Raw genomic sequence first — 19,963 nt, forward strand, 5'->3', positions numbered from 1 at the left:
TGACCGATGACGACCGGCCGCTCGGTCGTCAGTACCAGGTGGCACACCCACGAGACGTGAAGGAGACCTCATGACCACCACCCCGGCGCACCGCCCCGCCCTGCCCCCGGTCGTCGACCGGGCGACCTGGCTGCGCGAGCGCGACACGCTGCTGGCCCGCGAGAAGGCGCACACCCGTGAGGGGGACGCGATCGCCGCCGCTCGGCGCCGGCTGCCGATGACCCCGGTGCCCGCGGTGACCGTCCAGGGCCCCGGCGGCAGCACCCCGCTGCTGGAGGTGTTCGAGGGGCGCCGGATGCTGATCGCCTACTTCCACATGTGGCACGACGGCGCGCCCGTGGAGGACCAGTGCGAGGGCTGCACCTTCTCGACCTGCCACATGCAGACGCTGGACTACCTGCACGACCGGAACGTGACGTATGCCGTGTTGTCCCAGGGCGCGTACGACGAGGGCGCCGCGTTCGCGCAGTTCATGGGCTACCCCTTCCCCTGGTACTCGGCGCGGGACTCCGACCCCGCCCTGGCTGACGGTCGCGACTTCGGGTTCATCGCCTGCTACCTGCGCGACGGGGACGAGGTCTACGAGACCTGGTGGACCACGGACCGGGGCGTGGAGGCGTTGATGACCAGCTACCACGCCCTGGACCTCACGGTCTACGGCCGGCAGGAGCACTGGGAGAGCTCGCCCGAGGGCTGGCCACGGCGCGACGGGCACCCGTGGCGCCGTGACGGCCGCCCGGTGGCGCAGTGGTCCCGACCGGGCGTGGCGGCGCAGAAGGCGTCCTGCTGCGGGAGCTGACCTCGGTGGCGCGGGACGTGCACGCGGACCACGGCAACGCGGGCCGGCCGAGCGCGGGCAGGCCCGACGCGGCCCGGCGATGTGCGGGCACGGCAATGCGGGCAAAGGTACGGGAGCCAGCCGGGTGGTTGGTGGTTGGCTCCCGCACCGATTGCCCGCCCCCGGGCCGCCCTGGTCAGGTCAGGACGCCTCCCCGATCATCCCCGCGGCGACTGTGCGGTGGGTGCTCTCGTCGATGAGGACGAACCCCCCGGTCGTGCGGTTGCGCGAGTACTCGTCGCACATGAGCGGCACCGTGGTGCGGAGCTTGACCCGGCCGATCTCGTTGAGCCGCAGCTCATCCGCGAGCTCGTCCCGGTGAAGCGTGTTGACGTCGAGGCGGTAGCTGAGGTCACGGATGATCGTCCGTGCCGACCGCGTCGTGTGCTTGATGGCGTACTTGCGGCCCACCTGCAGCGGAGCGCTCTCGTCCATCCAGCAGATCATCGCGTCGACGTCCTGGGCCACGACCGGCCGGTTGGTGGGCCGGCACAGCATGTCCCCGCGCGAGATGTCGATCTGGTCCTCGAGCCGGACGGTCACCGACATCGGGGCGAAGGCTTCCTCGATCTCGCCGTCGGCGGTCTCGATCGCCTTGATCCTGGTGGTGAAGCCGGACGGCAACGCCATGACCTCGTCGCCCCGGCGCAGCACGCCGCCGGCGATCTGTCCGGCATACCCGCGGTAGTCGTGCCAGTCATCGGACTGGGGCCTGATGACGTACTGGACCGGGAAGCGGACGTCGATGAGGTTGCGGTCGCTGGCGACGTGGACCGTCTCGAGGTGGTGCAGCAGGCTCGGCCCGTCGAACCACGGCATCCGCTCCGAGCGCGACACGACGTTGTCGCCGTGCAGGGCCGAGACCGGCAGGACCGTCAGGTCGGGCACGCGCAGCTTGGCCGCGAACGAGACGAACTCGGCGTGGATCTCGTCGAAGACCTCCTGGGAGTAGTCGACGAGGTCCATCTTGTTGACGCACAGCACGAGGTGCGGCACCTGCAGCAGCGTGGCCAGGAAGGCGTGCCGCCGGCTCTGCTCCACGATGCCCTTGCGGGCGTCGACGAGGACGAGGGCCAGGTCGGCCGTCGAGGCGCCGGTGACCATGTTGCGGGTGTACTGCACGTGCCCCGGGGTGTCGGCGATGATGAACTTGCGCCGGGGCGTGGAGAAGTAGCGGTAGGCGACGTCGATGGTGATGCCCTGCTCGCGCTCGGCGCGCAGGCCGTCGGTGAGCAGGGCGAGGTTGACGTGCTCCTCGCCGCGGTCCCGGCTGGTGCGCTCGACCGACTCGATCTGGTCCTGGAACACCGTCTTGGTGTCGTAGAGGAGCCGGCCGATCAGCGTGCTCTTGCCGTCGTCGACCGACCCTGCGGTGGCGAACCTGAGAATGTCCACGATCAGAAGTACCCTTCCCGCTTGCGATCCTCCATGGCTGCCTCGCTGAACTTGTCGTCCCCCCGGGTCGCTCCGCGCTCGGTGATCCGGGTCGTGGCGACCTCGTCGATGACCTTCTCGACGGTGTCCGCGTCCGAGGGCACGGCGGCGGTGAGGCTGGCGTCTCCCACGGTGCGGTAGCGGACGCGACGCGGGGTGACCGGCTCACCGGCCCGCGGCCGAAAGAACTCGTTGGCCGCGAACAGCATCCCGTCGCGCTCGACGACCTCCCGCTCGTGCGCGAAGTACAGCGACGGCAACGCGATCCGCTCGCGGGCGATGTAGTGCCAGACGTCGAGCTCGGTCCAGTTCGAGAGCGGGAACACCCGGATGCTCTCCCCGGCGTGGATCTGGCCGTTGTAGGTGTTCCACAGCTCGGGGCGTTGGTTCTTGGGGTCCCACTGCCCGAACTCGTCACGGAAGGAGAAGATCCGCTCCTTGGCCCGGGCCTTGTCCTCGTCGCGCCGGGCGCCGCCGAAGATGGCGCTGAACCGGTGCTTGGCCAGGGCGTCGAGCAGCACCGGTGTCTGGATCCGGTTGCGGGTGCCGTCCGGCGGCTCGCTCACGCTGCCGTTGTCGATCGCCTCCTGGACGCTGGCCACGATGAGCTGCACCTTGAGCTCACGCACCCGGCGGTCCCGGAACTCCAGCACCTCGGGGAAGTTGTGGCCGGTGTCCACGTGCATGACGGGGAAGGGGATCCGCGCCGGCCAGAACGCCTTCTCGGCCAGGCGCAGCATGACGATCGAGTCCTTGCCCCCCGAGAAGAGCAGCACCGGCCGCTCCAGCTCGGCGACCACCTCGCGGAAGATGAAGATCGCCTCCGCCTCCAGGGCGTCGAGCTGGCTCAGCTGGTAGTCGTTGGCCATGACGGGGGGCGGCGGGTTCATGAAGCCATCTCCTCGGCGGCGGGGGCAGCGGGGGCAGCGGGGGCAGCGGGGGCATGAGCGGTCGCGGTGGTCGCGGCAGCGGCGGGGACCGCGGCCGGGGCGTCAGTCGCGACGGCCGCGGTGAGGTCGGCGATGGCCCGCAGCAGCAGGTCGGCGACCTCCGGCCGGCAGATGAGCAGGTCCGGCAACAGCGGGTCGGCACGGTTGTAGCGCAACGGCGTCCCGTCGATCCGGCTCGTGTGCAGCCCGGCCGCCCGGGCCACCGCCACCGGGGCGGCGGAGTCCCACTCGTACTGCCCGCCCGCGTGGACGTAGGCGTCCACCGTGCCGTCGAGGACCGCGGTCGCCTTGATCCCGGCCGAGCCCATCGGCACGAGCTCCGCGCCGAGGCGCTGCGCGAGCTGCTGGACGAAGACGGGGGGACGGGAGCGGCTCACCGCGAGTCGCAAGCGCCGCGGTATGCCGGTCGGCCGGGTCGGCGGGGCATCGGTGGCCAGCGTCGAGCCGAGTGCGGGACGCCCCACGGCGCCGGCGACCAGGTCGCCGTGCTCCCAGAGTGCGACGTGCACCGCCCAGTCCTCCCGCGGGACCTCGCCGAACTCCCGGGTCCCGTCGAGCGGGTCGATGATCCAGACCCGTTCGGAGCTGAGCCTGGCCAGGTCGTCCAGGCCCTCCTCGCTGAGCACCGCGTCGTGGGGGCGCTCCTCGTGCAGCCGTCGCATGAGCAGCTCGTGCGAGCGGGCGTCCCCCTCCTTGCGCAGCTCGGTCGTGTCCTCCGGGCCGGAGCTGCGAAGGCGCAGCAACAGCTCCCCGGCCTCATCGGCGAGCAGTCTCGCCAACACGTCGTCCTCGTGACTCACACCGACTCCTCGTCCATGGACGGGGCGGCGGCCACCGCCCTGTCAAGCGGCCGGTCCAGCCAACGACCCGATCCGTCCGGATGCGGGGGGTTGGTGGTCGAGACGGCCAATTCGATTGTGGTTGCGTGGATTCGCTGGATGATCGCTATGAAGGCGTAGCGCGCGGTCACCCTTTTGCCGGGGTCAGGACTCCGTCTGCGGCAGGGGCACGGCGCCGCGTGTGCGCCGGCGGGCGATGGCCGGGAAGCCGTGGCGCCGCCGGACGAGCATCCACACCACGGGGGCGACCAGCGCGATGGCCACGAGGACGATGCCGGTGACCGGGGTGCTGACGCCGAGCAGCTTCAGCGCGGAGGCCAGCAGGACGAAGGCCAGGGCGCGCCGGACGATCCCGCCGGGGGCGCGTGCGGACAGCTGGGCGCCCACCCAGACCCCGGGCACGGCGCCGAGCAGGAGCGAGGCCGTCAGGCCGAGCTTGAAGTCGCCGAAGAGGATGTGGCCCAGGGCCGCCGACGCCACCAGGGGGACGGCCTGGAGCAGGTCGGTGCCGACCAGCTGGCTGGCCTTGAGGCGGGGGTAGAGCGCCATCAGGGCGATGATGATCAGCGAGCCGGAGCCGACCGACGTCATGCCGACGACGAGGCCGCCGACGGCCCCGACGGCGATCGTGGGCAGGGGCCGCAGCCGCACGTCGGGACGGTCCTGGGGGAGGGCCTCGGCCGACCCGTCACGGCGCCGGGCCCGCTCGAGCAGCCGCAGGTAGGCCCGGACGATCAGGCCGGCGGCGGCGATGAACAGCGCGACGCCGAGGGCGGTCTGGACTGCGTCCTGGACCTCCTTGCCGCTGCCCAGGGCGCGGGTGACCAGCACCCCGCAGAAGGCGGCGGGGATCGACCCCACGCACAGCCACTTCACCAGGCTCAGGTTGACCGTGCCCCGGCGCAGGTGGACGAACGACCCGACCGGCTTCATGACGGCACTGGCGACCAGGTCGCTGGACACCGCGGTCAGCGGCGGCACGTTGAAGAGCAGGACCATGACGGGGGTCATCAGCGCACCGCCGCCCATGCCGGTCAGGCCGACGACGATGCCGATCCCCAGGGAGGCCAGCACCATCAGCGGGTCGATGCTCATGCGGTCACCTCCGGGAGCCAGCCGCCGACGTGCAGGTAGCCCAGGACGTGGGCGACCGCCTCGTCCGGGTCCATCTGCGAGGTGTCGACGACCACCTCGGCGTCCTGGGGTTCCTCGTAGGGGTCGGAGACGCCGGTGAACCCGGGCACGAGACCGGCCCGCGCCTTGGCATAGAGACCCTTGAGGTCGCGGGCCTCGCACTCCTCGAGGGGCGTGGACACGTGCACCAGCACCATGTCGCCCACCGGCTCCACCATGGCCCGGACCGCGGCCCGGGTGCTGGCGTAGGGGGCGATGGGGGCGCACACGGCGATTCCGCCGTGCCGGGCGATCTCGCTGGCGACGAAGCCGATCCGGCGCACGTTCATCTCCCGCGAGTCGCGGTCGAAGCCGAGCCCGGCGGAGAGCATCCGGCGCACCACGTCCCCGTCGAGCAGCGTCACCGACCGGTCGGTCATCGCGGCCACCCGCTCGCGCAGAGCCCGCGCGAGGGTCGACTTCCCCGACCCGGACAGCCCGGTGAACATCACCACGAGCCCGCGGGCATGGCGCGGCGGGCGCCACCGGCGCAGCACCTCCGGGGCGCCGGGGCTGAGCAGGGACAGCTCCCCGTCGGTGCCGAGCTGGAGCTCCTCGAGGGCCTCGTGCCACTGCCTTGCGCCCTTGGCCTCGTCGCGGGCCGCCAGGTGCACCAGCGGCACCCCTCCGGCCGCGGTGCTGACCAGCTGGCCCAGGACCAGGTCGCTGTCGGGGTCGCGCCAGGCCAGCGGGGCGGAGCGGACCCGCACCCGCTCGGTCGGCCCCAGCTCCTCCGCCAGCAGCCGGGCCAGGCGCAGCATCACCGGTCCGGGGACCTTCCCGTCCTGGGAGGGGCCTTCGGACACCAGGACCAGCACCTGCCCGGAGGCGGCAGCCACGGCTGCGGCAAGGACCTCGGCGTCCCCGGTCATCGGCGGCCGGCCGACGAGGACGACGGCGTCTGCCTCGGCGAGGTCCTGCGGGGTGAGCGCGTCCGCCCGGTTCTCGCCGGACTCGCGACGCCGCCACGGCCGCGCCAGGCCGAGCACCTCGCGGACGGCGCCGTCCCCGGGTGAGGCGTCCCCGGGTGAGCCGGCTCCGGATGCGCCGGCACCGTCGGGGTCGTCATCGGCGTCGACGAGCCGCACGTCCTCCAGCACCGCCAGGGGAGTGGACTCGTGGTCACGCAGCACCGCCCGACCGGCCCGGGTGAGCTCGCCCGCCAGGTCGCCGGGTACGCGCAGCCGGACGGTGGGCGGGTCGGGCAGCGACTCGGGCGCCGCCGGTGCGGTGGCCGCGAGGGGCATCCCCAGGGCCTGGCGGCCCTGCAGGACGTGCATGAGCACGAGCTCGAGGTCGAACACCGCTGCAGGGTCGAGGTCCACCTCGGGGGGTGGGGTGTCTGACGGCAAGGACGCGGGGGGCGACGACAGGTCGTCGGGCACGGCACAGCTCCATCCCGGCGGGGTCAGCCGCGCCGGTGTCCCGGCTGCGACCCCCTGTGCCCGCGCCCTCCCACGGTAAGCACGGACCTCCCGGCCCGTCCGGCAGTCGGCCGAAAACGGCCCGGGGAATGGCCCGTGGGATGGCCCGTGTGGAGGACCCGGGAAATGGCCCGGGATCACCCCGCAGGTGGTTGTCCCCGGGCAGTCGTACGCTGAGTGAGGCCCGCTTCCACCGGAAGTGGGGCTTTCGTGCTGTCCGCCCGACCCCACCCAGTGCAGGAGCCATGAGCCTCACCAGCCTGCTCGACGTCCTCACCCGCGATGACCGGGTCGGTGCCGCCCTCGACCTCGCCGGAGCCCCGGCCCAGGTCGTCGACGTCGCCGTCGCGGCCGGGGTCCGCCCGGCCCTGCTCTCCGCGCTCGCCGGGGCGCTCGACGGCGCGCGCGACGGCGCAGTGGACGGGCACGGCCGCGCCGGCCACCCGGTGCTCGCGGTCACGGCGACCGGGCGGGAGGCCGAGGACCTCGCCGCCGCGCTGCGGTGCTTCCTGCCGCCCGACACGGTGGCCGAGTTCCCGTCGTGGGAGACGCTCCCGCACGAGCGGCTGTCCCCGCGCAGTGACACCGTCGGTCGCCGGCTGGCCGTCCTGCGACGGCTGGCGCACCCGGACCCGGCCGACCCGGCATACGGCCCGGTCGCCGTGGTCGTCGCCCCGGTCCGCGCCGTGCTGCAGCCGCTGGTGACGGGCCTGGGCGAGCTGGCGCCCGTCGCGCTGACGGCGGGGCAGGAGGCCCCGCTGGAGGAGGTCGTCGAGGCGCTGGCGGCCGCGGCCTACACGCGCACCGACCTGGTCGAGCGCCGCGGGGAGTTCGCGGTCCGCGGCGGCATCCTCGACGTCTTCCCGCCGACCGAGGAGCACCCGGTCCGGGTGGAGTTCTGGGGCGACACGGTCGAGGAGATCCGCTGGTTCAAGGTCGCCGACCAGCGCAGCCTCGAGGTCGCCGAGCACGGCCTGTGGGCGCCGCCGTGCCGCGAGGTGCTGCTCACCGAGGACGTCCGCAAGCGCGCCGCGACGCTCGCGGAGCAGCTGCCCGGGGTCGCCGACATGCTCGGCAAGCTGGCCGAGGGCATCGCCGTCGAGGGCATGGAGTCCCTCGCGCCGGCCCTGGTCGACGGCATGGAGTCGCTGCTCGACGTGCTGCGCCCGGGCACCCACGTGGTCCTGGTCGACCCCGAGCGCATCCGCACCCGCGCCCACGACCTCGTGGCCACCAGTGCCGAGTTCCTGGAGGCCAGCTGGGCCAACGCCGCCGCAGGCAACGCCGTCCCGGTCGACCTGCAGGGCCTGCTCGGCACGGCGTCGTACTGGTCGCTGGCCCAGGTGCGCGAGCACGCCCTGGCCCTGGGCCGGCCGTGGTGGTCGCTGACCTCCTTCGCCACCGACGCCGAGCTGGCCGAGTTCGTCGAGGACGACCAGCCCGGCGAGCGGGTGACGGTCGACTCCGCCGACGTCGAGGCCTTCCGCGGCGACACCGAGGCCGCGGTCGGGGAGCTGCGCCGCTGGGCCGCCGAGGGCTGGCACACGCTGGTCGTCACCGACGGCCACGGCCTCGCCAAGCGTGTCAGCGAGGTGCTCTCCGAGCACGACGTGCCCAGCCGGCTCGAGGCCGGGGTCGGGGCCCTCGAGCCGGGCCTCGTCCACGTCACCACCGGGTCGCTCGGCCGCGGGTTCGTCCTGCCCGGCGTGCGCCTGGCGGTCGTGACCGAGGCCGACCTCACCGGCCAGCCGGGGCAGGGCAGCTCCACCAAGGACATGCGCCGGATGCCCTCGCGCCGGCGCAACATGGTCGACCCGCTGCAGCTGCGGCCCGGCGACTACGTCGTCCACGAGCAGCACGGTGTCGGGCGCTTCGTCGAGATGATGCAGCGCACCGTCGGCGGTGCCACCCGCGAGTACCTCGTCATCGAGTACGCCTCGAGCCGCCGCGGCCAGCCGGCCGACCGGCTCTCGGTGCCGACCGACCAGCTCGACCAGGTCACCCGCTATGTCGGGGGCGAGGCCCCGACATTGAACAAGCTCGGCGGCGCCGACTGGGCCAGGACCAAGAGCCGGGCGAAGAAGCACGTCAAGGAGATCGCCGGCGAGCTGATCCGCCTCTACAGCGCCCGCATGGCGACCCAGGGGCATGCCTTCGGCGCGGACACCCCGTGGCAGCGCGAGCTCGAGGACGCCTTCGCCTACGTCGAGACCCCCGACCAGCTCAGCAGCATCGACGAGGTCAAGGCCGACATGGAGCGGTCGGTGCCGATGGACCGGCTCATCTGCGGCGACGTCGGCTACGGCAAGACCGAGATCGCCGTCCGCGCGGCGTTCAAGGCGGTGCAGGAGGGCAAGCAGGTCGCCGTCCTCGTGCCGACCACCCTGCTCGTGCAGCAGCACTTCCAGACGTTCTCCGAGCGCTACGCGCAGTTCCCGGTCGTGGTCAAGGCGCTGTCCCGGTTCCAGACCGACCGCGAGGCCCGCGAGGTCCTCGACGGCCTCGCCGACGGCAGCGTCGACCTGGTCATCGGCACGCACCGCCTGCTGTCCAGGGAGGTCCGCTTCAAGGACCTCGGCCTCGTCGTCGTCGACGAGGAGCAGCGCTTCGGCGTCGAGCACAAGGAGCAGCTCAAGCAGCTGCGCACCGCCGTGGACGTCCTCGCGATGTCGGCCACGCCGATCCCGCGGACCCTGGAGATGGCGGTGACCGGCATCCGCGAGATGTCGACGCTGGCCACCCCGCCGGAGGAGCGGCACCCGGTGCTCACGTTCGTCGGCGCCTATGACGAGAAGCAGATCGTCGCGGCGATCCGGCGCGAGCTGCTGCGCGAGGGCCAGGTCTTCCTGGTCCACAACAAGGTCAGCTCGATCGAGAAGGCCGCCGGCCGGCTGCGCGAGCTCGTCCCGGAGGCGCGGATCGCCACCGCCCACGGCCAGATGGGCGAGCACCGCCTCGAGCAGGTGGTCCTCGACTTCTGGGAGAAGAAGTTCGACGTCCTGGTCTGCACCACCATCGTCGAGACCGGCCTGGACATCTCCAACGCCAACACCCTGATCGTCGAGCGGGCCGACGTCCTCGGCCTCTCGCAGCTGCACCAGCTGCGTGGCCGGGTCGGTCGTGGCCGCGAGCGCGCCTACGCCTACTTCCTCTACCCGCCGGAGAAGCCGCTCACCGAGACGGCGCACGACCGGCTGGCCACGATCGCCAGCCACACCGACCTCGGTGCCGGCATGCAGGTCGCCATGAAGGACCTCGAGATCCGCGGCGCCGGCAACCTGCTCGGCGGGGAGCAGTCCGGCCACATCGCCGGAGTCGGCTTCGACCTCTACGTCCGGCTCGTCGGCGAGGCGGTTGCCGACTACCGCGGGGACGTCGACACCGCACCGGTGGAGATCAAGATCGAGCTGCCGGTCGACGCGCACCTGCCCCACGACTACGTGCCGGGGGAGCGGCTGCGCCTGGAGGCCTACAAGAAGCTGGCCGTCGTCGAGGACGAGGCCGGCCTGGCCGAGATCGAGGCCGAGCTGCGCGACCGCTACGGCAACCCGCCCGAGCCGGTGCAGAACCTGCTCGAGGTGGCCCGGCTGCGCACCGTGGCCCGCCGGGCGGGGGTGGCCGACATCAGCGTCCAGGGCAACTTCGTCCGGTTCGGCCCGGTCGAGCTCGCCGAGAGCGCGCAGCTGCGCCTCCAGCGGCTCTACCCCGGGTCGCTGGTCAAGGACCAGGTCCGTACGATTCTCGTGCCCAAGCCCATGACCGCGAGGGTCGGGGGCAAGCCGTTGCGCGACACCGCCGTCCTGCGGTGGGCCAGCGACCTGGTCGACGCCGTCCTGCTGGACAGCGTGGCCGGCGCGGCACGGGTGGCCACCCGCTGAGAGGCGGGCGGCGGGCACGACCTGCACGATGAGCTGGACCAGCGCTTGCCGGCAGCCGGCGGCCCGACGAAAGGAACGTCCGTGAAGGTTCTCCCGACGGGGCGCAAGTCCCTGTCCGCGGTCCTCGTGCTCGGCGCCGCCCTGGCGCTGACGGCGTGCGGCCCGCAGCAGGCCGGGGCCGCGGCGATCGTCGGTGACCGGGTTATCAGCGACAAGGACATCCAGACCGCCGCCCAGGAGACCAACAAGGGCGTCCAGGGCCTGCGGCAGCCCATCACCTCCCAGCAGACCCTGCGCTTCCTCATCATCGCGCCCTACCTCCTCGACGCCGCGGCCAAGGGAGGCCATGGTGTCTCCGAGTCGGAGGCGAAGCAGGTGCTGTCCAAGCTGCCGAACCCCTCGCCGGCCACGATCGAGTTCGTCCGCGCCATCCTCGCCTCGCAGCTCCTGACCCCCGAGGAGGGGAAGGTGGTCGAGTCGCGGCTGCGCAAGGCCCACGTCACGGTCAACCCGCGCTACGGCAAGCTCGACCTCGCGACGTTGCAGTTCGACACCACCCCGCCGAACTGGATCAAGTCCACCCCGGCGCCGACCGCCAGCCCCCAGCCGGCGCAGTAGGCCGCACCCGCCGTGTCGCGCCGCCGCCTCACCCTCCTGCTGAGCACCGCCCGGGTCGCCCCGGGCCTGCTCACCCGCGACGCCTGGGACACCCTCGCGGGTGCCGACGCGGTCCTGGCCGGCGACGCGGAGGAGGGCCAGGCCGCGGCCCTGGCCGAGTCCGGTATCGCGGTCGCGCACCTGGGTGCGCAGCACCCCGCGGTCCTCGCCCGCGACCTGGTGGACCGGGCGGTGGAGGGCGACGTGGTCTGGGTCGGCTCCGCCGACGGCGACCCCGGCCTGACCGACGCGCTGGCCGCCGAGGTGAGCCGCCGCCCGGACCCGCCGGAGGTCGAGGTCCTGGTCGGCTCGTGGGACGCTCCCGGGGCGCGGCTGCTCGACCTGGTGGCGGTGATGGACCGGCTGCGCACCCCGGGCGTCTGCCCGTGGTACGCCGAGCAGACCCACGAGTCCCTGCTGCCCTACCTCATCGAGGAGGCTTACGAGGTCGTCGAGGCGATCGAGTCCGGCGACCGGGCCCACATGCTGGAGGAGCTCGGCGACCTGCTCTTCCAGGTCGCCTTCCACGCCCGGGTGGCGGCCGAGGACCCGGCGGCGCCGTTCGACATCGACGACGTCGCAGCAGCCCTCGTCGACAAGCTCGTCCGGCGCAACCCGCACGTCTTCGGCGACGTCGAGGCCGAGACCGCCGAGGACGTGACCGCGAACTGGGAGGCCATCAAGGCGCAGGAGAAGCCCCACCGGGAGTCGCCGCTGGACGGCATACCGGCCGGGCTGCCCGCGCTGGCGCGGGCCGACAAGGTGCTCTCGCGGCTGGAGCGCGCGGACTCCGCGGACCTGGCGGCGACCGCGGCGGCCGGCGACGACCTGGGGGCGCGGCTGCTGGCCCTGGTGGCGGAGGCCCGGGCAGCCGGCGTCGACGCCGAGACGGCCCTGCGGGCCACGCTGCGCGCCCTCGAGCAGCAAGCCCGCGGCGAGACCGGCTGACCCGCCACCGCGGTGCGCCCTCGGCGGCCCCACTCCGCTCCTGACCGGGGGTGCGGGTCGGTCATCGGCCGTCGCCGGGGCAGCCGTTAGGCTCGGGGGCGTACCCGTCCGGCCCACCGCAGGAGTTGTTTGTGGCCAGCATCGAGGCAGTAGGCGCGCGCGAGATCCTCGACTCGCGCGGCAACCCCACCGTCGAGGTCGAGGTCGCCCTCGACGACGGCACCATCGCCCGCGCGGCGGTCCCCTCCGGAGCGTCCACGGGCGCCTTCGAGGCGGTCGAGCGTCGCGACGGTGACACCAGTCGCTACGGCGGCAAGGGCGTCGAGCAGGCCGTCGACGCCGTCCTGGACGAGATCGGCCCGCGCCTGCTCGGCTTCGAGGCCAGCGAGCAGCGCCTCGTCGACGCCGAGATGCTGGCGTTGGACGGCACCGCCAACAAGGGCACCCTGGGCGCCAACGCGATCCTCGGCGTCTCGCTGGCCGTCGCCCGCGCCGCGGCTGACTCCGCCGGCCTGCCGCTGTTCCGCTACATCGGCGGCCCCAACGCCCACGTGCTGCCGGTGCCGATGATGAACATCCTCAACGGTGGGTCGCACGCCGACTCCAACGTCGACATCCAGGAGTTCATGATCGCCCCGATCGGCGCCGGCTCGTTCCGCGAGGCGCTGCGCTGGGGCACCGAGGTCTACCACGCCCTCAAGGCGGTCCTGAAGGAGCGCGGCCTGTCCACCGGCCTCGGCGACGAGGGTGGCTTCGCCCCCAACCTCGAGAGCAACCGCGCCGCCCTCGACATCATCGCCGAGGCGATCGGCAAGGCCGGCTACACCCTCGGCACCGACATCGCCCTGGCGCTCGACGTCGCGGCCTCGGAGTTCTGCGAGGACGGCGTCTACACCTTCGAGGGCCAGCAGCGCACGGCTGCCGAGATGACCGCCTACTACGCCGAGCTGGTCGAGGCCTACCCGCTGGTGTCCATCGAGGACCCGCTGGACGAGGACGACTGGGAGGGCTGGGCGACCATCACCGCGGTGCTGGGCGACAAGGTCCAGATCGTCGGCGACGACCTGTTCGTCACCAACCCCGAGCGGCTCCAGCGCGGCATCGACAACGCCACGGCCAACGCCCTGCTGGTCAAGGTCAACCAGATCGGCTCGCTGACCGAGACCCTGGACGCGGTCGACCTGGCCCAGCGCAACGGCTACCGCGCGATGATGAGCCACCGCTCCGGCGAGACCGAGGACACCACCATCGCCGACCTGGCCGTCGCCACCAACTGCGGCCAGATCAAGACCGGTGCCCCGGCCCGCTCCGAGCGCGTCGCCAAGTACAACCAGCTCCTGCGCATCGAGGAGGAGCTCGACGAGGCCGCGCGCTACGCCGGCGCCGGCGCCTTCCCGCGCTTCAAGGGCGCCCGGGCCTGACGGCCCGCACAGGGGACCGGCTCGTGGCCGCCAACCGACCCGGCAGTGCGTCGAGGACTCCTCGGCGCACTGCCCCGTCGCGCTCCGGCGCGGCGCCCACGAGCCGCCCCTCCGCCGCGCGCCGCCCGACGCCCAGGCAGGCCGCGGCCCCGCGGGGGCGACGCCCCGGCAGTGAGCAGGGCACCCCACGGTCGTTGCGGCGCATGGCGATCCTCGCGTCGATCTTCGTGATGATCGCGGTCACCCTCGTCCCGACGCTGCGCTCCTACCTGCGCCAGCAGGGCGAGATCGCGGCCATGCAGCACAAGGTGGCCCAGCAGAAGCAGGCCGTCGAGGCGCTGCGGACCCAGCGGGCCCAGTGGGACGATCCCGCCTACGTCCAGCAGCAGGCCCGGGAGCGGCTCAAGCTGGTCAAGGTCGGCGAGCGCTCCTACACGGTCCTCGACGCAGCCCCGGCGGCCCGGCAGAGCAACGACCCCAAGGTGGCCTCGCTGCCGGCCTCCTCGGGCCGCAACCACCCGTGGTACGGCCAGCTGTGGGAGTCCATGGTCATCGCCGACAACCCGCCGTCCTCCACCCCCGGCGCCACGACGCCCCTGCCCCAACCGATCCCAGGACAGAGCACCAGATGAGCACCGTTGACGCCGCCGACCTCGCCGCCGTGGAGCAGCAGCTCGGCCGGCCACCGCGTGGCGTCGCCGAGGTGGCGCACCGCTGCCCCTGCGGCAACCCCGACGTGCTGCGCACCGAGCCGCGGCTGCCCGACGGCACGCCGTTCCCCACGACCTACTACGCCACCTGCCCCCGGCTCACCGGTGCCATCAGCACGCTCGAGACCAGCGGGCTGATGCGCGAGATGACCGACCGGCTCGGCGAGGATCCCGAGCTGGCGGCCGCCTATGTCGCGGCGCACGAGGACTACCTGCGCCGCCGGGCCGAGCTCGGCGAGGTGCCCGAGATCGACGGGATCTCCGCCGGCGGGATGCCCACCCGCGTGAAGTGCCTGCATGTCCTGGTGGCGCACTCCCTGGCCGCCGGTCGCGGGGTCAACCCGCTCGGCGACGAGGCCCTCGACGCGCTCGACGACTGGTGGGCAGGCGGCCCCTGCGTGACCCCCGGGGAGGCCGGGTGACCCGCGTCGGCGCCGTCGACTGCGGCACCAACTCCATCCGCCTGCTCATCGCCGACGTCGACCCGGCGGCCGGCAGCGTGCACGACGTGGTGCGCCGCATGGAGATCGTGCGCCTCGGCCACGACGTGGACCGGACCGGCGTCATCGCCCCCGAGGCCATGGAGCGCACGCTGGCTGCCTGCCGCGACTACGCCGCCCAGTGCGAGGAGCACGGGGTCGAGCGGGTCCGGTTCGTGGCCACGTCCGCCTCGCGGGACGCCCGCAACGCGGCCGAGTTCGTGGCCGGGGTGCGGGAGGCGTTCGCCTCCTTCGGGATCGCGCCCGAGGTCGTGAGCGGGCACGAGGAGGCCTCGCTGTCCTTCCGGGGAGCGACGGGGGAGCTGCGCGGCGCCGGGGTGCCCGGCCCCTACCTCGTGGTCGACCTCGGCGGCGGCTCGACCGAGTTCGTCCGCGGCACCGACGACGTGGAGCAGGCCCTGTCGGTGGACATGGGCTGCGTGCGGATGACCGAGCGGCACCTGCACTCCGACCCGCCCGGCGAGGCCGAGGTCGCGGCGGCCACCGCCGACATCGAGGCGCAGATCGACCGGGCGGCCGCCGTGGTCGACCTGCGCGGGGTCAAGGCCCTCGTCGGCCTGGCCGGCACGGTCACCACCCTGACCGCGCACGCCCTCGAGCTGCCCGCCTACCAGCCGGAGCGCATCCACCTGGCCCGGCTCACCCCCGACCAGGTCGTGGCCGCGGCCGGCGACCTGCTGACCCGCAGCCATGAGGAGCGGGCCTCCCTGCCCTACATGCACCCCGGACGGGTCGACGTGATCGGCGCCGGCGCGCTGATCTGGCGTTGCATCGTCGAGCGCGTCCGCCGCGAGGCCGGCGTCGCCGAGGTCGTCACCAGCGAGCACGACATCCTCGACGGCATCGCCCTGAGCGTGGCCTGAGGCCGGTCGGAGGCACGAGGTGGGGGAGCCGGTCGGGGAGCTGCTGCCGCACCCGGTGACGGGCGAGCTCTTCCCCTCGCCGGTACCCCCCGGCACCGGCTGGCCCGGCGACCCCGCGACCGCGCAGACCCCCGTGGCCCGCACGGCGGCCCAGGTGGTCCGGCTGGCCGCCGGGGTCGACGACGTGGCCGAGCTCGACGCCCGGGTGAGCGTCTGCCGCGCCTGCCCGCGCCTCGTGCGCTGGCGTGAGGACGTCGCCACCGGCGGCAAGCGCGCCGCGTTCGCCGACCAGCCCTACTGGGGCCGGCCCGGGCCCGGCTTCGGCGACCCGGCGCCCGCGGTGCTCGTGGTCGGGCTCGCGCCGGCAGCCAACGGCACCAACCGCACCGGGCGGATGTTCACCGGCGACCGCAGCGGCGGCTGGATCTACGCCGCGCTGCACCGGGCGGGCTTCGCCGCCGAGGCGCACAGCCGGGCCAGTGGGGACGGCCAGCACCTGACCGGGGCCCGGATCGTCGCCGCCGTGCGCTGCGCGCCGCCGGAGAACCGCCCGACACCGGCCGAGCGGGACACCTGCGGCGCCTGGCTGGACCGTGACCTTGCTCTCGCCGCCCCGACGCTGCGCTCGGTCCTGGCCCTCGGGTCGATCGGCTGGACGGCGACGCTGCGGTCCGCCCGCCGGCTCGGGTGGACCGTCCCCCGGCCGGCTCCACGGTTCGGCCACGGTGGCGAGGCGACGCTGATCACGAGCAACGGCAAGGGGATTCGCCTGCTCGGCAGCTACCACGTCAGCCAGCAGAACACCTTCACCGGCAAGCTCACCGAGGCCATGCTCGACGCCGTCCTGGCCCGCTTGTGACGCCGCGGCGCCCGCGGCGGCGAGGCGCGTCATACCACAGCCGGCGGGCTGTCCGGAAGGTGGGCAGACTTTGTGAAAGTTTTCACGAGTAGTACCGTTTAGCCCCGTGAGCAAGCGAATTGTGGTCCTGGGTGGCGGTTACGTCGGGCTCTACACGAGCCTGGGGTTGCTGAAGAAGCTGCGCAAGGGTGAGGCGACCGTCACGGTCATCGACCCGCGCTCCTACATGACGTACCAGCCGTTCCTTCCTGAGGCGAGCGCCGGCAGCCTGAGCCCGCGGCACGTGGTCGTGCCGCTGCGCCGGGTGCTGAAGGGCGCCGAGATCATCAACGCCGAGGTGACCAAGGTCGACCACGCCAGCAAGGTCGTCACGGTCCAGCCGCTGCAGGGCGACTCCTACGAGGTGCCCTACGACACCGTCGTCGTGGCGCTCGGCTCCAAGGCCCGCACCCTGCCGATCCCCGGCCTGGCCGAGTTCGGCATCGGCTTCAAGACGGTCGAGGAGGCGATCTGGCTGCGCAACCACGTGCTGCGCTGCCTCGACATCGCCGCGTCCACGCAGGACGAGGAGCGTCGCCGCCGGGCCCTGACCTTCACCTTCGTCGGCGGCGGCTACGCCGGCACCGAGGCGATCGCCGAGCTCGAGGACATGGCCCGCTACGCGCTGCGCTACTACCCGCAGATCAAGGCCGAGGAGCTGCGCTTCGTCCTCGTCGAGGCCGCCAACCGGATCCTGCCCGAGGTGGGCCCGGACATGGGTCGCTACACCCTCGACGAGCTGCGCCAGCGGGGCATCGACGTGCTCCTGGAGACGCGCCTCGAGTCCTGCATCGACGGTCACATCGAGCTCTCCGACGGCCAGCGGTTCGACTCCGACACCCTCGTGTGGACCGCCGGCGTCAAGGCCAGCCCCGCGCTGGCCAACACCGACCTGCCGCTCGACGAGCGCGGCCGCCTCAACTGCGACGCCGACCTGCGCGTCCACGGCCTGCAGGACGCCTGGGGCGCCGGCGACAACTCCGCCGTGCCGGACCTGACCAACCCCGGCCAGTTCTGCTCGCCCAGCGCCCAGCACGCCGTGCGCCAGGCCAACCACCTCGCCGGCAACATCGTCAACGCGCTGCGCGGCAAGGAGGTCACGCCCTACCGCTACAAGCACGTCGGCTCGGTTGCCAGCCTCGGCCTGCACAAGGGCGTCGCGCAGGTCTACGGCGTCAAGCTGCGCGGGTGGCCGGCCTGGTTCATGCACCGGACCTACCACATGTCGCGGGTGCCCACCGTGAACCGCAAGATCCGCGTCATCGTCGACTGGACCCTCGCGCTGTTCTTCAACCGCGAGATCGTCAGCCTGGGCGAGATGGCCCAGCCGCACGACGAGTTCAACCGGGCGGCGGGCGGCCACCTGTGAGCCACCCTTCGCAGGTGATCGCGGTGACGGTGCTCGGCCAGGACCGGCCGGGCATCGTCGCCGACGTCACCGGCGCCCTCGCGGACCTGCACGGCAACCTCGAGGACTCCACGATGACGCTGCTGCGCGGGCACTTCGCGATGGTCGTGCTCGTGCGCACCGGGGCGAGCGTGGAGGCCGTGGAGTCCGCGCTCAAGCACCTGACGACCGACGGCTCGCTGGTCATCAACGCCCGGGTGCTGGCCGACACGCCCCCGGCGCCGGGCGCCGGCCCGGCCTACGCCCTGCACGTGCACGGCGCGGACCGGCCCGGGATCGTCGCGACGATCACCCGCGTCGTGGCCGGGCACGGCGGCAACATCGTCGACCTGGGCACCCGCCTGGGCGGCGAGCTCTACGTCCTCATGGCCGAGCTGGAGCTGCCCGACGTGGCGGCGGCTGAGGCGCTCGAGCGCGACCTGCGCATCGTCGCCGGCGAGCTCGGCGTCGAGGTCCACCTGACCCCGGTCGAGGACGAGCTCTTGTGACCTCGCAGGCCCTGCCCCTCTGGAGCATGCCCACGCTGCCCGAGGGGCGGGTCCTGCCGGTCGTGCAGGCCCCGGACCCCGTCCTCGGCACGCCCGGTGCGCTCGTGGACCCGGCCGGGCCGGAGACCGTGCAGCTGGCCGCGGACCTGCTCGCGACCCAGGCGGTCTCGCCCGGCTGCGTGGGCCTCGCGGCCCAGCAGGTCGGCCTGGCCGTGCGCGTCTTCAGCGTCGATGTGACCGGGCACGCCAAGACCCGCACCTGCCACGGGGCCTTCGTCCTGTGCAACGCCGAGGTCGTCAGCGCCACCCGCAAGGAGCGCGGCCGCGAGGGTTGCATGTCGGTGCCCGACTTCACCGGTGACGTCGCCCGCGCCCGGCGCCTGGTCGTGCGCGGCCAGCTCCCCGTCACGGGGGAGTGGGTCGAGATCAGCACCGACGGCTTCGAGGCCGTCGCCCTCCAGCACGAGGTCGACCACACCGAGGGCCTGCTCTTCCTGGACCGCGTGGCGGGTGCCCACGCCGTCCACCCGCGCCGCACGTATCTGTAGCCTGACGCCTGTCCCCGTAGCCCAACGGCAGAGGCGAGCGACTTAAAATCGCGAAAGTGCGGGTTCGAATCCCGTCGGGGGCACGGTGGGGTCTTCGCAGCCATGCGGGCCTGCTCCTCGCAGGAGCGCGCTGGCACAAGCGTGTCCCCTCACACGGCTTGGGCGAGCCGGGGTTGCCAGGAGGCCCGGGGCGGGCACAGTAGGGCTCATGACCACGGAACCGGACCCGCCCAGGCTCAAGCCCGGCTACAACGTGTGGTTCGGCCTCCAGCACGTCACCCTGACCGGGTTCCGTCACTCCGGCCGCCGGGAGAGCTGCCCCAAGTGCAGTCCCTCGTCGGCGCATCCGGCCGGCACCGAGGAACAACGGACCGTGATCGACCCGGCCGACGACGCACCCCGCTGACCGGCCCGGTCCCGGAGGCGTCACCGAGGGTCTGTCCCTTCCGTTGCGGGACGCAGCCGGCTGGGACAGGCTGCCCAGACGTCGAGCGCTGATCGACGGCCGCGGACAGTCACGGGGCTGCCCGCGAAACCGAGGGGAGCGGGGTTGGGGATGCGGAAGCTGCGGATGGTCCTCCTGGTCGTGGTGCTGGTCGCGAGCGCGTTCGCCGTGGTCCGGGGTCTGGGCGGGGGTCTCCTCTGGGGCGCGCTGGCGGCTGTCGGCCTCGCTGGGGAGCTGTATGCGCGGCACGTCGAACGCGGCGCGGGAGGACGGACCCGTGGGCTCCGCGTGTACTCGTGGCTGTTCGCTGCAGCGCTGGTGGTGGTCGTCGGGGTGTGCGTCGCCCTGGCGGTTGCGGGTCCGCGCGAGCACCGGGGCAGCTTCATCGGCATGGCCATCCTGTGGTCCGCGATGGCCACCGGAGCCGTCTGGATCGTGGTCGCGGCGGAGAGACGGCTGCGCCGCGACCCCGCTCACCACGCGTAGACCGGCAGCGGGAGTACCCCGGGCCGTCGGCCGGATGTGGCATCGTGCTGGCTCT

The 19,963-nt window shown here is 73.2% G+C and carries 19 protein-coding genes and 1 tRNA gene; 15 read left to right on the plus strand and 5 right to left on the minus strand.

Annotated features, from left to right (window positions below):
- Positions 1 to 70 precede the first annotated feature (70 nt).
- Positions 71 to 799: a DUF899 family protein gene (locus AC3ANM_RS14840; protein WP_488285187.1), complete on the plus strand. Its 729-nt coding sequence runs from the start codon at positions 71 to 73 to the stop codon at positions 797 to 799.
- A 180-nt stretch (positions 800 to 979) separates the two neighbouring features.
- On the opposite strand, the gene cysN is transcribed toward AC3ANM_RS14840, so the two are convergent.
- The 5 genes from cysN to cysC all read right to left on the minus strand — a co-directional run bounded on the left by cysN (position 980) and on the right by cysC (position 6,538).
- Positions 980 to 2,233, minus strand: a complete 1,254-nt coding sequence (gene cysN / locus AC3ANM_RS14845) for a sulfate adenylyltransferase subunit CysN (protein ID WP_488285188.1) — start codon at positions 2,231 to 2,233, stop codon at positions 980 to 982.
- A gap of 2 nt (positions 2,234 to 2,235) precedes the next feature.
- Positions 2,236 to 3,162, minus strand: a complete 927-nt coding sequence (cysD, locus tag AC3ANM_RS14850; protein WP_488285189.1) for a sulfate adenylyltransferase subunit CysD — start codon at positions 3,160 to 3,162, stop codon at positions 2,236 to 2,238.
- Positions 3,159 to 4,022, minus strand: coding sequence for a 3'(2'),5'-bisphosphate nucleotidase CysQ (locus tag AC3ANM_RS14855; protein ID WP_488285190.1), 864 nt, complete (start codon positions 4,020 to 4,022; stop codon positions 3,159 to 3,161). The genes cysD and AC3ANM_RS14855 overlap by 4 nt, the downstream gene beginning before the upstream one ends.
- A gap of 183 nt (positions 4,023 to 4,205) precedes the next feature.
- Positions 4,206 to 5,156 carry a sulfite exporter TauE/SafE family protein gene (locus tag AC3ANM_RS14860; protein ID WP_488285191.1) on the minus strand — a complete coding sequence of 317 codons (951 nt, stop codon included), beginning with the start codon at positions 5,154 to 5,156 and terminating at the stop codon, positions 4,206 to 4,208.
- On the minus strand, positions 5,153 to 6,538 hold the full coding sequence (cysC, locus tag AC3ANM_RS14865) for an adenylyl-sulfate kinase (protein WP_488285192.1): 1,386 nt from the start codon (positions 6,536 to 6,538) through the stop codon (positions 5,153 to 5,155). The genes AC3ANM_RS14860 and cysC overlap by 4 nt, the downstream gene beginning before the upstream one ends.
- Positions 6,539 to 6,903: 365 nt before the next feature.
- Between cysC and mfd the strand changes: the two genes are divergently transcribed.
- The 14 genes from mfd (at position 6,904) to AC3ANM_RS14935 (ending at position 19,908) form a co-directional block, all read left to right on the plus strand.
- Positions 6,904 to 10,536, plus strand: a complete 3,633-nt coding sequence (gene mfd / locus AC3ANM_RS14870; protein WP_488285193.1) for a transcription-repair coupling factor — start codon at positions 6,904 to 6,906, stop codon at positions 10,534 to 10,536.
- An 81-nt stretch (positions 10,537 to 10,617) separates the two neighbouring features.
- Positions 10,618 to 11,154 carry a SurA N-terminal domain-containing protein gene (locus AC3ANM_RS14875; RefSeq protein ID WP_488285194.1) on the plus strand — a complete coding sequence of 179 codons (537 nt, stop codon included), beginning with the start codon at positions 10,618 to 10,620 and terminating at the stop codon, positions 11,152 to 11,154.
- 12 nt (positions 11,155 to 11,166) lie between these two features.
- A complete protein-coding gene (locus AC3ANM_RS14880; RefSeq protein WP_488285195.1) occupies positions 11,167 to 12,141 on the plus strand; it encodes a nucleoside triphosphate pyrophosphohydrolase in 975 nt (324 codons plus the stop codon).
- Positions 12,142 to 12,272: 131 nt separating this feature from the next.
- Entirely contained in the window at positions 12,273 to 13,562 is a 1,290-nt protein-coding gene (gene eno, locus AC3ANM_RS14885; protein WP_488285196.1) for a phosphopyruvate hydratase, read from the plus strand.
- A 203-nt stretch (positions 13,563 to 13,765) separates the two neighbouring features.
- Positions 13,766 to 14,194 (plus strand): FtsB family cell division protein, encoded by a 429-nt coding sequence (locus AC3ANM_RS14890; RefSeq protein WP_488285197.1) that lies wholly within the window; start codon positions 13,766 to 13,768, stop codon positions 14,192 to 14,194.
- On the plus strand, positions 14,191 to 14,694 hold the full coding sequence (locus tag AC3ANM_RS14895) for a DUF501 domain-containing protein (protein ID WP_488285198.1): 504 nt from the start codon (positions 14,191 to 14,193) through the stop codon (positions 14,692 to 14,694). The genes AC3ANM_RS14890 and AC3ANM_RS14895 overlap by 4 nt, the downstream gene beginning before the upstream one ends.
- The gene (locus AC3ANM_RS14900; RefSeq protein ID WP_488285199.1) at positions 14,691 to 15,635 is read left to right on the plus strand and encodes a Ppx/GppA phosphatase family protein; all 945 of its coding nucleotides are present in this window, start codon (positions 14,691 to 14,693) and stop codon (positions 15,633 to 15,635) included. Before AC3ANM_RS14895 ends, AC3ANM_RS14900 begins: the two co-directional genes overlap by 4 nt.
- Positions 15,636 to 15,654: 19 nt before the next feature.
- The gene (locus AC3ANM_RS14905) at positions 15,655 to 16,494 is read left to right on the plus strand and encodes a uracil-DNA glycosylase (protein ID WP_488285200.1); all 840 of its coding nucleotides are present in this window, start codon (positions 15,655 to 15,657) and stop codon (positions 16,492 to 16,494) included.
- Positions 16,495 to 16,600: 106 nt separating this feature from the next.
- The gene (locus AC3ANM_RS14910; protein ID WP_488285201.1) at positions 16,601 to 17,902 is read left to right on the plus strand and encodes an NAD(P)/FAD-dependent oxidoreductase; all 1,302 of its coding nucleotides are present in this window, start codon (positions 16,601 to 16,603) and stop codon (positions 17,900 to 17,902) included.
- Positions 17,903 to 17,916: 14 nt separating this feature from the next.
- Entirely contained in the window at positions 17,917 to 18,429 is a 513-nt protein-coding gene (locus AC3ANM_RS14915; protein WP_488285202.1) for a glycine cleavage system transcriptional repressor, read from the plus strand.
- A complete protein-coding gene (locus AC3ANM_RS14920) occupies positions 18,426 to 18,977 on the plus strand; it encodes a peptide deformylase (protein ID WP_488285203.1) in 552 nt (183 codons plus the stop codon). Before AC3ANM_RS14915 ends, AC3ANM_RS14920 begins: the two co-directional genes overlap by 4 nt.
- Before the next feature lie 10 nt (positions 18,978 to 18,987).
- Positions 18,988 to 19,060 (plus strand) — tRNA-Leu (locus tag AC3ANM_RS14925).
- Positions 19,061 to 19,185: 125 nt separating this feature from the next.
- Entirely contained in the window at positions 19,186 to 19,383 is a 198-nt protein-coding gene (locus tag AC3ANM_RS14930; RefSeq protein ID WP_488285204.1) for a hypothetical protein, read from the plus strand.
- A gap of 150 nt (positions 19,384 to 19,533) precedes the next feature.
- Positions 19,534 to 19,908, plus strand: a complete 375-nt coding sequence (locus AC3ANM_RS14935; RefSeq protein WP_488285205.1) for a hypothetical protein — start codon at positions 19,534 to 19,536, stop codon at positions 19,906 to 19,908.
- Positions 19,909 to 19,963: the final 55 nt, after the last annotated feature.

The organism is Oryzihumus sp. JJN4-3R, assembly GCF_057747915.1.

What these genes read in the sequence shown, in the direction of transcription:
- AC3ANM_RS14840 (WP_488285187.1), top strand. Translation starts at nt 71, where the DNA reads ATGACCACCACCCCGGCGCACCGCCCCGCCCTGCCCCCGGTCGTCGAC.
- cysD (WP_488285189.1), bottom strand. Translation starts at nt 3,162, where the DNA reads ATGAACCCGCCGCCCCCCGTCATGGCCAACGACTACCAGCTGAGCCAG.
- AC3ANM_RS14860 (WP_488285191.1), bottom strand. Translation starts at nt 5,156, where the DNA reads ATGAGCATCGACCCGCTGATGGTGCTGGCCTCCCTGGGGATCGGCATC.
- mfd (WP_488285193.1), top strand. Translation starts at nt 6,904, where the DNA reads ATGAGCCTCACCAGCCTGCTCGACGTCCTCACCCGCGATGACCGGGTC.
- AC3ANM_RS14890 (WP_488285197.1), top strand. Translation starts at nt 13,766, where the DNA reads ATGGCGATCCTCGCGTCGATCTTCGTGATGATCGCGGTCACCCTCGTC.
- AC3ANM_RS14895 (WP_488285198.1), top strand. Translation starts at nt 14,191, where the DNA reads ATGAGCACCGTTGACGCCGCCGACCTCGCCGCCGTGGAGCAGCAGCTC.
- AC3ANM_RS14930 (WP_488285204.1), top strand. Translation starts at nt 19,186, where the DNA reads ATGACCACGGAACCGGACCCGCCCAGGCTCAAGCCCGGCTACAACGTG.
- AC3ANM_RS14935 (WP_488285205.1), top strand. Translation starts at nt 19,534, where the DNA reads ATGCGGAAGCTGCGGATGGTCCTCCTGGTCGTGGTGCTGGTCGCGAGC.